The sequence below is a fragment of the Streptomyces sp. NPDC001093 genome, assembly GCF_040298985.1.
In the GTDB taxonomy this organism is placed as follows: domain Bacteria; phylum Actinomycetota; class Actinomycetes; order Streptomycetales; family Streptomycetaceae; genus Streptomyces.
The window spans coordinates 1-15435 of the sequence record NZ_JBEPBF010000106.1; the positions used below are offsets into that span (position 1 = coordinate 1).

Sequence of the window (15435 nt, forward strand, 5' to 3'; positions counted from 1 at the left end):
CCGAGCCGGGGAGCAGCGCGGCGCCGGCGGTGAGGACCACGGCGCTCGCTCCGGTGAGCGCGCGGGTGGTGAGAGCTGTGCGTCGTTGCGTCATGTGAGGCCTCCAGTGGGGGTTGCCCCGCTCACTCAGCGAGCCGGGGCCGGAGGGACGGAAGGCACGGGGACACCGGCCCAAGGATCCGACGTGACCATGCCAAACGCCGACGAGTATGGCGACGCACGCCCGCCACAACAAGGAGGGATTCCGGCCGGGCGTGCGCGGGGCTGACGACCCCCGGTCGCAGTCGTCTCGGCACGCCGGACCTGGCTGCCGGCGCGGGGCGTTCACGTACGGTGCGCGCCATCGGGTCCGCCGTGCACGCTCGGTTCGGCCACGGCTGGCCGGTACACATCGCTCTCGTCCGGAAGTCGGAGTACCCGTCCCTTATTTGCACGACTCTTGGCTCGCCGATGACCTGCCGCGGCGGCACCGGCATGGCGCGCTTGACGGTTCGTTCACCCGGATCTCACCGTGCCGTTCACCGGCGCCCCGAAAGAATCGACTCCCATGAACTCTCCTGACTCTGTTGTCCGTTCAGGCCCCAGCAGACGCGCGCTGCTGGCGGGCGCGTCCGGGGCAGGGCTGGCCGGTGCGCTGGGGCCGGCCGGTGCCACGCCCGCCGCGGCGAGCCCGCTGCTGTGGGAGAAGCCGGGCGCCCTCGGAGCACCGCGGGTCGCCGGGCTGCATCTGCAGTTCGGGGCCGACGCCTCCCGTGAGGTCGTGGTCTCCTGGCACACCACCGCCTCCGTGTCCCGGCCCCGCGTGCTGCTCGGCACCCCGGCCGGCGGCCTCGGCCGTACCGTCGCCGCGCAGACCACGACGTACCGCGACGCCAAGTCGGGCACCGAGGTACAGGTGCACCACGCCCGGCTCCGTGGCCTCAGGCCGGACACCGACTATGTCTACGCCGCCGTGCACGAGGGTGCGCAGGCCGAGTTCGGCACCGTACGCACCGCCCCGCGCGGCCGGTCGGCGTTCACCTTCACCAGCTTCGGCGACCAGGGCACACCGACCCTCGGCCGGAGGAACGCCGACGGCATCTACGTCAGCGACAACCTCGGCTCCCCGGCCGCCGGCGACACCACCGCCGGCGTCGAGCGGATCGCTCCCCTGTTCCACCTGGTCAACGGGGACCTCTGCTACGCCAACCTGTCCACGGACCGGGTGCGCACCTGGTCCGACTGGTTCGAGAACAACTCCCGCTCGGCCCGCCACCGGCCCTGGATGCCGGCCGCCGGCAACCACGAGAACGAACTCGGCAACGGCCCCATCGGCTACGGCGCCTACCAGACCTACTTCAGCCTGCCCGACGCCGGCGCCGACGCGGAACTGCACGGCCTGTGGTACGCGTTCACCGCGGGGTCGGTACGGGTGATCAGCCTCAACAACGACGACGTCGCTCTGCAGGACGCCGGAAACTCCTACGTCCACGGCTACTCCGGCGGCGCCCAGAAGCGCTGGCTGGAGACCGAACTCGCCTCCTCCCGCGCGAACCCCGACATCGACTGGGTCGTCGTGTGCATGCACCAGGTGGTGGTCTCGACCGCCGACAAGTTCAACGGCGCCGACCTCGGCATCCGTGAGGAGTGGGTGCCGCTGTTCGACCGCTACGGCGTCGACCTGGTCGTCTGCGGCCACGAGCACCACTACGAGCGCTCGCACCCCATCCGTGGCCAGCAGCCCAACGACACCCGCACCCCGGTCCCGGCCGCCACCGACACGCACACCGTCGACACCACCAAGGGCACCGTGCACATGGTGATCGGCGGGGGCGGCACCTCGGCCCCCTCCAACCAGCTCCTCTTCCCCACCCCGCAGTGCCGGGTGATCACCGAGGTGGGCCCGGCCGACCCGGCGACCGGCAAACGGCCGCCCGTCTACGTCATCGAGGACGCCCCCTGGTCGGCGGTGCGCGACGCCGAGCACTCCTACGGCTTCGCCGCGTTCGACGTCGACCCCGGCCGTCCCGGCGGCACGACCTCGATCCACGTCACCTACTACACCGTCAGCGGACCGTACGGCGACCTCGTCCCCGTCGACCGCTTCACCCTCACCCGGCCGCGCGGCGACCGCTGACGCCGGCCCGCCCAGTGCGGGGGAACACGGTGCCGGGAGCCATCGCTCTTCCCTGACCGAGCGATGGCCCCGGCGCCGTATGCGCGCTCACGCCCGGATCCATGCAGCAGCCATCCTTTTCTCAACGCACGGCGACATCGACGCAACGAGCGGGCGTGGAACATCACGGCTTGGCCAAGCCCTTCCCGCGCGTTGGTCACATGTTCACGGCCCTTCCCTGATGCGCCCCGCCGTCACGAGCGAACCATGATGACGGCCCACTCATTCTCCGGGCCGGCCGTCACTCCGGAGCGCCTGTGCCGCTCAAGGAAGGGCCATCATGGCTGAGTTGACACGCCGTAGACTGCTGGGTGCCGCGGGTGCGCTGGGAGGCACCGCGGCTCTCTCCCTCCTCCCGCCGAGTGTCCAGAAGGCCGTCGCCTCCGGACCGCCCAGGCAGGGATCGCTGAACGACATCGAGCACGTGGTCATGCTGATGCAGGAGAACCGCTCGTTCGACCACTACTTCGGCACCCTGTCGGGTGTCCGGGGCTTCAACGACCCGAACGCCCTCAAGCTCGGCACCGGGCGCTCCGTCTTCTACCAGCCCGACGCCGTGAACCCCAAGGGCTATCTGCTGCCCTTCCACCTCGACACCCACACGTCGAGCGCCCAGGCCATCCCGTCCACCAGCCATGCCTGGGCCGTACAGCACCAGGCCTGGAACGGCGGCAGGATGGACCGGTGGCTGCCCGCCCACCGCAAGGCCGACGGCGCCAACGGCCCCTATGTGATGGGCTACTACACGCGCGAAGACATCCCGTTCCAGTTCGCCCTCGCCGAGGCCTTCACCGTCTGCGACAACTACTACTGCTCGGTGTTCGGCCCCACCTGGCCCAACCGCCTGATGTGGATGACCGGCACCATCGACCCGGGCGGCACCCGCGGCGGCCCGATCATCAGCAACGTCGCGCCCACGCCGTACCGCTGGACGACGTATGCCGAACGGCTCCAGGCGGCCGGCGTGAGCTGGAAGGTGTACCAGCAGGACGACGACTACGGCTGCAACATGCTGGAGCAGTTCGCCGCCTTCAGGAACGCGCGGCCCGGGTCCGACCTGTACGAGCGAGGTGTACGCCCGCAGCCGGAGGGCACCTTCGAGGCGGACGCCCGCAACGACCGTCTCCCGGCCGTGAGCTGGATCATGCCGACGAGCTACCAGTCGGAGCACCCCGACTACCTCCCGGCGGCCGGCGCCGACTTCGTCGCCTCGAAGATCGAGGCGATCGCGTCCAACCCCCAGGTGTGGAGCAAGACCGCCTTCATCCTGAACTACGACGAGAACGACGGGCTCTTCGACCATGTGGCCCCGCCCACGCCACCCGCGGGCACAGCCAACGAGTACGTTCAGGGCCTGCCGATCGGTGGCGGCTTCCGCGTCCCGGCCATCATCATCTCGCCCTGGACCGTGGGCGGTTGGGTCGCATCGGAGGCCTTCGACCACACCTCGGCCCTGCAGTTCCTGGAACGGTTCACCGGGGTGAAGGAGCCGAACATCAGCGACTGGCGGCGCGCCACCTTCGGCGACCTCACGACCGCCTTCCGCTTCCGCGACGCCCGCCCCGGCCCGCCCCAGCTGCCCGACGACACCGCTGAGCAGTTGCAGAAGGCGAAGGAAGAGGTGGCGACTCTGCCGAAGCCGACGCTGCCCGGAGCGGACCAGACATTCCCGCACCAGGAAACCGGCAGCCGCCCGCACGTGTGACCCCGAGGGCCCGCGCCGCTCGCGGCCGGGCCCTTTCCGGGCCTGTGAAGGAGTCCCCCGACCGTGGGTCGCGGCACGCCGAGGACTGCGGCGCTGATGTCCCTCATGTGCTCGCGGCGGCCGAGGTGACGGGCAAGCACTCGCCGGCCGGCTCTTCAGGTGTGCGATGCCCGTGCCCGACGCGGAAGCGCCGTGATGACTGCGGTGTGACCACGCGTCCGCCGGACTGCGCGTCCATACCCTCGACGCGCGGCCCCGTCGCGCCGGAGCCGGCCGCACCAACGGCCCCACCAGGTCGTTAGGCTGACGGCCGACCGACAGAATGGGGGCAGTGCGGATGCTGATCGCACAGTGGATGCCGCGCAACGGGGAGCACGTCGGACCCATCTCGACCGGACCTGCCGTGGCCCTGCTCGGGGCCGGTGGGGTCGTCGTCGTGGCAGCCGGCACGGCGGCCCTGCTGATGCGCCGGCAACACGGTTCCGGTCGCCTGCTCGGCTGGTTGTTCGGGCTGGGCCTGACCATGTGTGTGGTCGGTGGGCTCGGGCTGCTGGTCCGTCACGCCGAGGACCAGCAGGACAGCGACGGGCTCCACGCTGCCGGCCGTCGGATCATCGGCGAGGCGCTGGACTCCGCGCGGAACTGCGCCACCGCCGCCCCGGAACCCACGTTCGTGTACCCGAGTGAACTGACATCCGGCGGCACGGCCACGTACACGCCGCAGCCATGCAGCACGTCACCGCGCGAGGCACCGCTGGACTCGATGGTGGTGACCTCCCAGGGCGTGTATCGGGCGCAGGAGACGAATTCCTACGGCACGAGCGGACACGTGACCGTGACCGACTCGAACAGCGGGAAACAGGTCTGCGCGACCGTCCCGGACACCGCGGACGGCAGCGGCACTGTGGTCGACGGCCCCTGCGGGGGTTAGACATGTGCCGTTGAGGAATCTGCCCGCGCCCATCGGATCACCCGGGGCATCCAGGCCATCCGGGTCATCCGGATCTGCGCACGCCGGACCGTGCCGGCATGGGAGCCGGACCGTGAGTGACGACGCCGCGTGGACGCCTGCCGGGCCGCGGCCTGAACGAGCTCAGCTGTTGGCGCCGAGGCTGGTGGCCGCCTTGGCTGTCCCGAGGGTGCGGGCCAGGGACACGGCGTGACCGACGGCCCAGAGGTGCAGGTAGAAGAGGCGGGGGCTGTCACTCAGAGCGTGATTGTGCAGCTCGACGACCTTGATGCCGCCGTGCCGCAGGGCCTTGATGACATGCTGTACCTCGCCGGCGGTCAGGACGAAGTCCCCGCTCACCGCGGCACGGCCGTTCCCCACGGAGTGGAAGGTGAAGGAGGTCGTCACGCCCATGGCGGGCGGCACCACGCGGTTGTCGTCACTGATGGTCTCCTTGCGGGCGAAGGAGAAGCGGTAGCCGTCCTCGCTCACGCCCTTCGCGCCGAGTGCGGCGTCGATCGCGGCGGTGTCGAGACCGGCCGGAGGGGTCCTGTCCGGGTCCCGGGGCCCGGGCGTGGCGGTGGCGTCCAGGCAGGCTCGCATGGCGAAGGCCAGGGCCACCGGGTCGGTGGAGACTCCCCGGACATGCGTCCACCACAGGGTGGGCCGGTGGGCGAGCAGATGTTTGTGGATCGCGGACTGCTCCAGACCGTGGCCCTGGACAGCGTCGGTGACCCACTGCAGCTCGGCCTCGGTGGCGACCACGTCCCCCATCAACATCGTGCTGCCGTCAGGGTAGCGGGCGAACGCAGCGTACGACGCCTCCACCAGGCCGCTGACCCCATACGAGGACAGGTTCAGGTCGTAGCGGGGAAACGTCGCGCGGTACACGATGCCGTCGGCGCCCAAATGCCCCGCGCCGTCCAGTTCCTCGGCCACGACCTGCCAATCCGCCGGGCGCGTCACCACGGGGTGCTGCAGCGCCCCAGGGACTTCGCCGCGCGTAGCCCGGGTGCGGGTCAGAGCCTGTGCCACGGGGGGCTCCGCCAGGGCGGAGGCCAGTGCGCTCCCCGTGAGGAGGAGGCCACGGCGCGATGTCTGAAGAGTGCTGCAGTCCGGCTTCATGTGCCGTCCCCTTGTTCTCCGGCTGACTGTTCGGACCAGACCGAGATAGCGGCTTTCGCCGCCCGAGTGTGGGCGACACGAGCGAGTTTCGCCTGGTCGTGGGAGACCGGGGTACGGCGTTCTGCCTTCGGCACCGCCGTGGGCCCCGTCGGCACACACCGGCCAAGCTGCATGCGGACAAGGGCTACGACTATGCCCACCCGCGGCGATGACAGTCGGCGCGAGGCATCCGACACCGGATCGCCCGCAAAGGGATCGACAAGTTCAGACAGGCTCGAAGATCGGTTCGGGCACGGCATCGGCCGCAGTGTAGGGCCGGAATCCGGGGCCGGTGAGGATCCGGTACAGGAACTCCGTGGCCGACATCTCGTAACGGTCCCACTCCTTGGCGGCCTCCATCTTGGCGAGAACCGGCCATGCGTCCACCGGGCCGTCCGACGGGGCGTCGTGGTCCAGCAGTACGCGCCACATCCTCAGCAGATCCACCACACGGGTCTCATCAGTGCACAGCACCGACACCACCCGAGAGAACTCGCCGACGCCGAACGCCTGGCACAACTCTTCGGAGTCACGCGGTAGTTCGGTCCCCAGTTCCGCTTCGATCTCCGCCCAGGGCTGCGCGGAGTCCCGCGCGTCATGACCTGTGGCACGGAGAAGAAGGTCCACCCACATGAAAGAACCTCGCCTGCCTGTTCACGGACATGTCGGCCAGTACGAAGCCCGGGCCTGGACGCAGCCGCGGACCCTACCAGGCCGCACCTGCATCCGGTCAGTCGGGAACAAAGCGTCAAGGCCAGCGGCCCCGGCCAGGTCCTGTGCCCCTTCCGCCCCCGGACGCCGAGCTGAACGGCGTGCCGGGGAGGTGTCGGGACTGGTCTGCGGTGTCGGTCGGATATCGGGGGCTGTCGGTCCGATGTCGGTGGCTCGTCGGCGGGGGTCGGGATCGTTCCGGAGACGGCCGGCCGGAGCTCACCGGACGGCCCTGTCCCGAAGGAGCCACCATGCACACCCCTGTCACCATCGTCGGCGCCGGGCTCGGCGGCCTCACGCTGGCCCGTGTCCTGCACGTCCACGGAATCCCGGTCACGGTCTACGAGGCCGAGTCCTCCTCGTCCGCGCGCACGCAGGGCGGGATGCTCGACATCCACGACTACAACGGCCAACTCGCCCTCGAGGCGGCCGGTCTGATGGACGAGTTCCACGCCATCGTCCTGGAGGGCCGCCAGGCGATGCGGGTCCTCGACCGGGACGGGACCGTGCTGCTCGACGAAGCCGACGACGGCACGGGCGGACGCCCCGAGGTGATGCGCGGCGAGCTGCGGCGGATCCTGCTCGACTCGCTTCCAGCCGGTACCGTCCGGTGGGGGCACAAGGTCAGCAGCACCCGTGTCCTGAGTGAGGGGCGCCACGAGGTGACGTTCGCCGACGGCAGCACCGTCGTCACCAGCCTGCTGGTCGGCGCGGACGGCGCGTGGTCACGGGTCCGTCCGCTGCTCTCCAGCGCCACACCCGAGTACGTCGGCAAATCGGTTGTCGAGACCTACCTGTTCCACGCCGACACCCGGCATCCAGCCGTCGCAAGAGCGGTCGGCGGCGGGTCGATGATCGTGCCCACGCCGGGCCGGGAAATCTTCGCTCACCGAGAAAGGGACGACACCCTGCACGCTTACGTGGCGCTGTCCGAGCCGCAGGACTGGTTCGCCGCCGTCGATTTCACCGATGCCGACGCGGCCGTCGCGCGGATCGCGGCAGAGTTCGACGGCTGGGCGCCGGAGCTCACCGCGCTGATCACCGACAGCGACACCGCGCCGGTGCTGCGCCCCCTCCACGCCCTGCCGACCGGGCACCGCTGGGACCGGGTGCCGGGGGTGACGCTGCTCGGCGACGCCGCCCACCTCGCGGCACCGAACGGCGAAGGCGCCAACCTGGCCATGTACGACGGCGCCGAACTCGGCAAGGCCCTCGCCGCGCACCCCGACGACATCGAGGCCGCGCTCACCGCATACGAGCAGGCGATGTTCCCCCGCAGCGCCGCGGCCGCCGCCGAAGGCGACCACCTCCACGAGCTCCTGTGCGAAGACAGCGCGCCCCACAGCCTGGTCGACAGGCTCTCACAGCAGACACGGATGGGTGGGCCGCGCGGCGAGGTGTCTGCCGTGGCAGGTCCTTTTCCGCGCGGCCTCCCGCCGAACCGGACGTGATGGTTTCCCGATCATCCGGCTCTCCAGTGACTACGGCGCGAGCGAGTTGGGCTGCTCGCGCAGGACACACAACGCCGTTGCGGCGATCTGCATTTCGCATACCTCCCGGGTCTGATGTGTCCGAGTCACCTGGCCCCCTTCGCCCGATGCGGACGGCTTTCCCGTCCTCCCTGGCCGGTCGTTACTCCGGCGACTACTACGGGGCCTCCGTCGCCATAGGACTCGCGTCCCGTAGGCGATCCCACGTTCGTCTCTGCTGTACGTCCTAGCGCGACTTAGGCGTCCCACTCATCTCCTTGAATGCCCTCGCTGGACATCGCTCCGCACCCCGGAGGTGCACGGGGGCACGATCGAACCCCGTGCAGGGCGCGGCGCCGGTTTCAGCTGTCCTTCCGGCGGATGAGAACTTGCATCTGCTGGAGATTGGGATTCAAACAATCCAGTCTTCGCCATATCGCGCGGGCCTCCCAGCACACCGTCCCTGACAACTGAGCCCGGCTGCTGGTTTGCTGACATGCTGTTGTCCCCTTCACCTTTCGGATCCAGGTAAGTCATCAGGCCCAGGAACCTCCTTCCGAGTTCCTCCCGGCTGAGCCGGGGATACAAACAGAGCGCCTCGTGGCGCACATGAGCCGCTCAAGGTCCCATCGCCCTTGCTCGCGGCCGTGCTGGGTGTGCACGCGACCGGCGAGCTCCGAGGGGTCCCCCGGACGCGGTTTGGCAGGCTTGCCCCCATGAGCAGTGTTGGTGGGGGCGTGCGTGCGCCGAGGATTCTGGTGGTCGATGACGAGCCCGAGGTGCGGTACGCCGTGGAGGACGGCCTCGCCGTGGAGGGGTACGACGTGCACGGGGCGGAGGACGGGCAGGCCGCGCTGGCGGAGGTGGCGTCCTGGGAGCCCGACGCCCTGGTGCTCGATGTGATGCTGCCGGGTCTGGACGGGCTGGGGGTGTGCCGTCGGCTGCGGGCGGTGGGCGACCGTACTCCCGTGCTGGTGCTCACGGCGCTGAGCTCGGTGAGCGAGCGGGTGGACGGTCTGGACGCGGGCGCCGACGACTATCTGGTCAAGCCCTTCGCCCTGGACGAGCTGGTGGCCCGCATCCGGGCGCTGCTGCGCCGCAGCGCACCCGCCGAGCCGGCGGAGGCGGCGGAGCTCGTCTTCGCCGATCTGGTGGTCGACCCGCCCACCCGGACCGGGCGGCGCGGAGCACGCGCCATCGAGTTCAGCCGGACGGAGTTCGCACTGCTGGAACTGCTGCTGCGCAATCCCGGCCAGGTCCTGACGAGGGAGACGATCCAGGAGCGGGTGTGGGGTCGTGCCTTCGGGCCGGAGTCCAACTCGCTTGCCGTGTACGTCGGTTACCTGCGGCGCAAGTTGGAGGCCGACGGCGAGCCACGGCTGGTGCACACCGTGCACGGCGTCGGCTACCGGCTGGACGTGGCGTGAGCGCCCCACGACGGCTCCGGTGGCGGGGCCAAGACCCACGCCCGGGGTGGCCTCGGCGGCCCCTGCGGACCCGGCTGACCCTGGCCGCCTCGCTCGCCGTGGCGGTCGTCGTGGTCGGGGTGTGCGCGGCCGCCTTCCTGGTGATCCGGTACCAGTTGCTGCGTCAGCTCGACCTGCACCTGACCCAGTCGGCGCGGCTGGCCGCCCAGCAGTACCGGCACGAACCGGCCGGCGTGGTGCAGGGAGAGTGCCGGTACCTCGCCGCCCCGGCCTGCGCCCAGCTGGTGCCCGCCCGGCCCGGCGACGACCCCGCGAAGCCCTATCTGCTGCCCGTCACCGGCACCACCCGCGCGGTCGCCGCCGGCGCCCACGGCGCCTACTACGGCGAACTGCGGCTCGCGGGCCACCGCGCCCGGATGTTCACCACCCGTCTGGACGACGGCCGGGCCCTGCAGGTCGCCGTGCGCGCCGACACCGTCGACCGGGGTGTGCGGCAGGCCGCGGAACTGCTCCTCGCCGTGGGGGCGGGCGGCGTCCTGCTGGCCGGTGGCCTCGGCTTCTGGGTCTCCCGTACGGGCCTCGCCCCGGTCGGCCGGCTGACCGCGACGGCCGAGCGCATCACCGCCACCCGCGACGCCCGGCACCGCATCGAGCTGCCGCCGGGCCGCGCGGGCCGCGAGGACGAGCTCACCCGGCTCGCGACGGCCTTCAACACCATGCTGGAGGAGCTGGAGAAGTCCGTCAGCGCCCAGCGCCGGCTGGTCGCCGACGCCTCGCACGAACTGCGCACTCCGCTGACCGCGCTGCGCACCAACGCCGAACTGCTCGCCCGGTCCGCGCGCCTCACCGACGCCCAGCGCGAGCGGGCCGCCGGGGCGCTCGGCCGCCAGCTGCGCGAGGTCACCGTACTCGTCAACGACCTGATCGAGCTGGCCCGGGACGAGGAGCCGGATCCCCTCGTCGAGGACGTGCGGCTGGCGGACGTCGTCGGCCACGCCGTGGACGCGGCCCGTGACCACTGGCCGGAGGTTGCCTTCCGGCTGTCCGTCACTCCGGCGGCGGCCACCGACACGGTCGCGGGCGTACCGGCCCGGCTCTCCCGGCTGCTGTCGTGTCTGCTCGACAACGCGGCGAAGTTCAGCCCGCCCGGCCGGCCCGTCGAGGTGACGCTCACCGGCCAGGGAGACCGGCTGGAGCTCACCGTCCGCGATCACGGTCCCGGCATCGCCGACGAGGACCTGCCGTACGTCTTCGACCGCTTCTACCGTGCCCGCACGGCCCGCGCCCTGCCCGGCTCCGGGCTCGGCCTGGCCATGGCCCGCCAGATCGCCCACGCCCACCACGCCGGCCTCACCGCCGAACACGCACCCGGCGGGGGCGCGCTGTTCCGGCTCCGCCTCCCGGCCCGGCAGCGCGAGCTCTCACAAAGTTCTTAGGCCGCCCCGTGACAGTGGCGCACCATGAAGGCGAGGAAGATCAAGAAGACCAAGAAGAAGATCGTCGCGCTGAGTGCCGCCCTCACGGTGATCGGGGTGGTCGGCACGGCCACCGCGTTCGGCACGGGCGCCCGGGACGGCCGGCAGGTCGAGGCGCACGGCAACCGGGTCACCGTACCCGTCGCCGGTGGGACCGCCGTCGTGGACACCGCCTCCCTGGCCGTGCGCGGCCAGGCGGACGACGGACACGCCTGGCAGCTGTCCGCTCCGGCGGCCGACGCCCTCGGACCCGCCGGGCAGGTCTCGGTGCACGGGGACAGGGCCACCTGGGGATATCCGGCGACGGGGCTCTGGGTCACGGCGGCCGCGCGCGACGGACGGCTGGCGGTGACCGTGCACTCCACCCGGAAGGGCACGCTGAAGTGGCCGGTGACCGCCGCCGACCAGGACACGAGCGAACTGCAGATCCCGCGCGGCGAGGGCCTGTCTGTGCCGGTCGCCGACCGCTGGTGGAACTCCGCCGGGGCCGGGCTCGCGGGCTCGGAGGCGGGCATGTCCGACGGTCTGACCATGCCGTTCTGGGGCACCAGCCTGCGCGGCGGGCACGGCGCGAGCTACATCGCCGAGTCCGACATCGGCACCACGCTGAAGTTCGTCTCCGCCGGCGGCCGGCTGCGCACCGAGGCCGAGCACGCGTTCTCCCCGTCGCAGGACACGCTCGACTACACGCTGACCTTCGCACTCACCGACGGCTCGCCGGTGGCCGCCGCCCGCGACTACCGGGCCTGGCTGCAGGCCCACGGCGGCATCACCACCCTGCGCCAGAAGATCGCCCGCAATCCCGAGGTCGGCAAGCTGGTGGGCGCCTTCCACGCGTACACCTGGGGCCAGGCCCGCACCGCCCAAGGCGTGAAGCGCTTTCGGGAGCTGGGCATCGACAGGATGTGGCTCGGTTACGACGCCGACGGCTCCCCCATGGACCGCTCGGCCGTGAGCCTGGCCGAACGGTCCGGCTACCTCGTGGGACCGTACGACTCGTGGGCCAACGCCCAGGACCCCGCCTCGGCCGACACCTCGGTGTCCAAGTGGCCCGCGCCCGTGTGGCAGGACGCGTGCGTGCGGGGAGCCGACGGCAGGATCGTCACCGGTTTCGGCGGACGCGGCTGCTACGTCAGCTCCGAGGCGTTGCGGCGCGCCGAGCCGACCCGGCACTATCTGGCCGACCGCACCCGCGAGATGACCGCGAACGGCGCGAACAGCTACTTCCTCGACGTGGACGCCGCCGGAGAGCTGTTCACCGACCACTCCCCCGCGCACCCGATGACCCAGGCGCAGGACCGGGAGAACCGGCTGCGGCGGATGGCCTGGCTGTCCGGCGACCGCGAGCTGGTGCTCGGCTCGGAGAGCGCCGGTTCCTGGGCGAACCGTGAACTCGCCTTCAGCCACGGCTCGGGGACCCCGGTCCCCGACCGGCTGTGGGCGCTGGAGCGGGACCGCGCCACCTGGGGCGGCTACGCGCCGGCCGGTGCGCCCGGGATCTTCTTCAAGCCCGTCCGGTTGCCGGCCGACGTCGCCAAGGCGATGTACGACCCCAGGTACCGGGTGCCGCTGTACCAGACCGTGCTGCACGACTCGGTGATCAGCACCGAACGCTGGGAGCTGTCCTGGTCGAAGCTGCCCTTCCAGAGCCGCACCCGCGCACTGCTGGCCATGCTGTACAACGTCCCGCTGAACCTCGTCCTCGACAAGGCGGAACTGGACGAGCACGGCCAGCAGATCGCCCAGCTGCAGCGGTACTTCGAGCCTTTGCACAAGGCCGCGGCGACCCAGCCCATGACCGGCTTCCGGCGCCTGACGCCCGACCGGCTGGTGCAGCGCACGACGTTCGGCGACGGCGTTCTGACGGTCACGGCCAACTTCTCGACCCGCACCCACGACGGTCTGCCCGCAGGCTGTGCCGACGCGGCGGTCAAGGGCGGCAAGGCCCAGCGGTTGTGCCCGGCCGGTCTGTGACGCCAACGGGCGTGCCCGGCCCCTGATATGAACGGATCCGTGCGCGAGGACCTGGCTCGGCGGTACGCCCTACAACTCTCAGCCAGGGGCGGCAACGACGCTCGCCGTGGCGCTCGTCGCACGCGGCTCGCCGCAGACCCCGGCCGGGGCGGCCCACCAGAGTCGGCCGCCCCGGCACCGGGGCGAAGAAGTGCCCTCCTCCCCCGTGCTGCCCGCAGTCCCGTCACATCCCCCGTGGGAAACGTGCGGGGCAGCAAGGAGGGCGGCATCACTATGTCTCGCGGAAAGGGCGAACGCAACTCTCTAATTCACCTTCTCATGCAGCGAGAAGTTCAAGGTTGAACCTTCTCGGGAGGTGAGAAAAAGGCAGCTCTTTCTCGGCTGTTGAGAAATTTGTATGGCGCAAGCTTCCCAGGTCGGAGCGGGTGCGTGGATGCCCTAGCCTGTCGGCGTACGCACCCACCCCGGTCGACAGGAGTACCGTGCGCGCCATTGTCATGAGGGAATTCGGCGGCCCCGAGGTCCTGCGGCTCGAAGAGGTTCCCGACCCCGAGCCCGCGCGTGGCCAAACCCCGCTCGACGTGAGGCTGGCGGGTGTCAATTACGCAGATGTCCACGTTCGTGGAAACACCTACCTCGCGCCGGTCGCACTGCCGTTCATCCCCGGCAACGAGGTTGTCGGCACCACGCCGGACGGCAAGCGCGTCGTGGCGCTGACGCAGGGCGGCGGGTACGCCGAGAAGGTCGCCGTGCACCGCAGGCTGCACTGGGAGATCCCGGACGGGATCACCGACGAACAGGCGGTGCCCCTGGCCCTGCAGGGGAACAGCGCATACCACCTCCTCTTCACGGTCGCCCGGATCGCCGAGGGGGAGACGGTCGTCATTCCGGCGGCGGCCGGGGGCGTGGGGTCGCTGGCCGTCCAGCTGGCGCGACGTGCGGGCGCCCGCGTCGTCGCTCTCGCCAGTACGGCGGAGAAGCGTCAGCTGGCCATGGAGCTCGGCGCGGTGGCGGCCGTCGACTCCTCCGACGAGGACGGCCTCGCGGAGCGGATCCTGGACGCGGCAGGAGGGCCGGTCCAGGCCGCGTTGGAGATGACCGGCGGCAAGACGCTGCACCAGACCCTCGAAGTGCTGGCTCCGCGCGGCCGACTCGCCGTGTACGGCTTCGCCGGCGGTGAGCTCGCCGACGTCTCCACGCGCACCCTGCTGCAGAAGTCCATCACCGCCGCGGGATTCTGGCTCCCGCACCTGTACACCGACCGGACGCTCCCGCTGGCGGCGTCCATGAGGGAGCTCTTCGACGCCGTCGGCAACGGCACGCTCAAGATCGTCAGCGGCGGTACCTACCCGCTGGCCGACGCGGCGAAGGCGCACAGCATGCTCAACAGCCGGGCCGGCATGGGCAAGTTCAGCCTCGATACAGTCACACATTAATCTTGGTGCCCGGAACGTACGCGGTGGCACCGGCACCGGTACGGCCGCGTTCCCGAAGAGGGGCGCGCGACCGGGACGAAGGGGGTACGGCTGATGGGTGGGCAGCGCGGAAGCGGGACCGGTTACGCCGAGCGTTTCATGCGAGTGCAGCAGGCGTTCATCACTCTGGGCCCCGGCGCCCACCGGCTGTCCGCCATCGCCAGGGCAGCCGATCTCGATGACTCCACCACCGGCCGGATGCTGACCGCCGGCACCTACAACAGCACCTTCGTCCGGGTCGACCGAGGCCTGTACGAGCTCGGCAGCACGGTCGCCGACCTGGGGCTCCATGCCCTCTCCGAGGACAGGTTCTCCGGTGGCGAGGCCTCCCGCGTCCTGCAGGGTCTGCGGGAGGCGACCGACAGCGGTCTGGTCTTCCTGTACATGAGGGCGCCGTTCGGCACGGCCGGCAGGCAGTGCCTGGACATGGCGGTCGGGGATTCCGACCTCGTCGAACTCGGGATGACGCCGCGCGATGTGCTCTCGGTCACGCGGTCGCTGCGCACCGGTGCCTCCGGCCGGACGATCCTCGCCTACCTGCCCGCCCAGATACAGCAACGTGTCGCCGCCGACCCGGTCCCGGAGGAAGCGGGCCCCGGCGCCATCCGGGACGGCGCCGAACTGCTCGCCTCACTCGCGGACATCCGTGACCAGGGTTACGCCCTGGGACGCCAGGAGTGCATGGCGAAGTGGAACTCCGTCGCCGCTCCCGTCATCTGGGACGGTGCGATCTGGGGGGCGGTCCTGCTGCTCAAGCCGATGGACGTCATGCCGGAAGCTCCCCAGCGCTACATCCATGCCACCATCACCGCGGCGGGCAGGCTCAGCCGGCTCGGCGGAGCCTCGTCGGTCGACTGACCGCCGGCCCCAGGCGTCGGCCGCTCCGTGGCCCGGACATCGCGGGCGGCGGCGCGGAGGGCCGCCGCCCGCA

At 71.1% G+C, this 15435-nt stretch carries 11 protein-coding genes; 9 read left to right on the forward strand and 2 right to left on the reverse strand.

Annotated elements, in window-relative coordinates:
* Nucleotides 1-547: 547 nt before the first annotated feature.
* The 3 genes from ABT288_RS36530 to ABT288_RS36540 all read left to right on the forward strand — a co-directional run bounded on the left by ABT288_RS36530 (nt 548) and on the right by ABT288_RS36540 (nt 4791).
* On the forward strand, nt 548-2116 hold the full coding sequence (locus ABT288_RS36530; protein ID WP_351617358.1) for a purple acid phosphatase family protein: 1569 nt from the start codon (nt 548-550) through the stop codon (nt 2114-2116).
* A gap of 319 nt (nt 2117-2435) precedes the next feature.
* Nucleotides 2436-3860 carry an alkaline phosphatase family protein gene (locus ABT288_RS36535; RefSeq protein WP_351617361.1) on the forward strand — a complete coding sequence of 475 codons (1425 nt, stop codon included), beginning with the start codon at nt 2436-2438 and terminating at the stop codon, nt 3858-3860.
* A 331-nt stretch (nt 3861-4191) separates the two neighbouring features.
* A complete protein-coding gene (locus ABT288_RS36540; RefSeq protein ID WP_351617363.1) occupies nt 4192-4791 on the forward strand; it encodes a hypothetical protein in 600 nt (199 codons plus the stop codon).
* 162 nt (nt 4792-4953) lie between these two features.
* Here ABT288_RS36540 and ABT288_RS36545 read toward each other — a convergent pair whose 3' ends face one another.
* Together ABT288_RS36545 and ABT288_RS36550 are read right to left on the reverse strand one after the other, a co-directional pair.
* A complete protein-coding gene (locus ABT288_RS36545; protein ID WP_351617366.1) occupies nt 4954-5844 on the reverse strand; it encodes an LppY/LpqO family protein in 891 nt (296 codons plus the stop codon).
* Between the two features lie 354 nt (nt 5845-6198).
* Entirely contained in the window at nt 6199-6600 is a 402-nt protein-coding gene (locus ABT288_RS36550) for a hypothetical protein (RefSeq protein ID WP_351617369.1), read from the reverse strand.
* A 335-nt stretch (nt 6601-6935) separates the two neighbouring features.
* On the opposite strand from ABT288_RS36550, the gene ABT288_RS36555 reads away from it, so the two are divergent.
* From ABT288_RS36555 to ABT288_RS36580, 6 genes are all read left to right on the forward strand, one after another.
* Complete coding sequence (locus tag ABT288_RS36555) at nt 6936-8135, forward strand: FAD-dependent oxidoreductase (protein ID WP_351617372.1); 1200 nt, start codon at nt 6936-6938, stop codon at nt 8133-8135.
* Nucleotides 8136-8869: 734 nt separating this feature from the next.
* Nucleotides 8870-9580 (forward strand): response regulator transcription factor, encoded by a 711-nt coding sequence (locus ABT288_RS36560; protein WP_351617374.1) that lies wholly within the window; start codon nt 8870-8872, stop codon nt 9578-9580.
* Nucleotides 9577-11016: a sensor histidine kinase gene (locus ABT288_RS36565; RefSeq protein WP_351617377.1), complete on the forward strand. Its 1440-nt coding sequence runs from the start codon at nt 9577-9579 to the stop codon at nt 11014-11016. Before ABT288_RS36560 ends, ABT288_RS36565 begins: the two co-directional genes overlap by 4 nt.
* Nucleotides 11017-11040: 24 nt before the next feature.
* Nucleotides 11041-13029 carry a glycoside hydrolase gene (locus ABT288_RS36570; protein ID WP_351617380.1) on the forward strand — a complete coding sequence of 663 codons (1989 nt, stop codon included), beginning with the start codon at nt 11041-11043 and terminating at the stop codon, nt 13027-13029.
* A 482-nt stretch (nt 13030-13511) separates the two neighbouring features.
* Nucleotides 13512-14465: a quinone oxidoreductase family protein gene (locus tag ABT288_RS36575; RefSeq protein ID WP_351617383.1), complete on the forward strand. Its 954-nt coding sequence runs from the start codon at nt 13512-13514 to the stop codon at nt 14463-14465.
* Between the two features lie 93 nt (nt 14466-14558).
* Entirely contained in the window at nt 14559-15362 is an 804-nt protein-coding gene (locus ABT288_RS36580) for an IclR family transcriptional regulator domain-containing protein (RefSeq protein WP_351617385.1), read from the forward strand.
* The last annotated feature ends 73 nt before the right edge of the window (nt 15363-15435 follow it).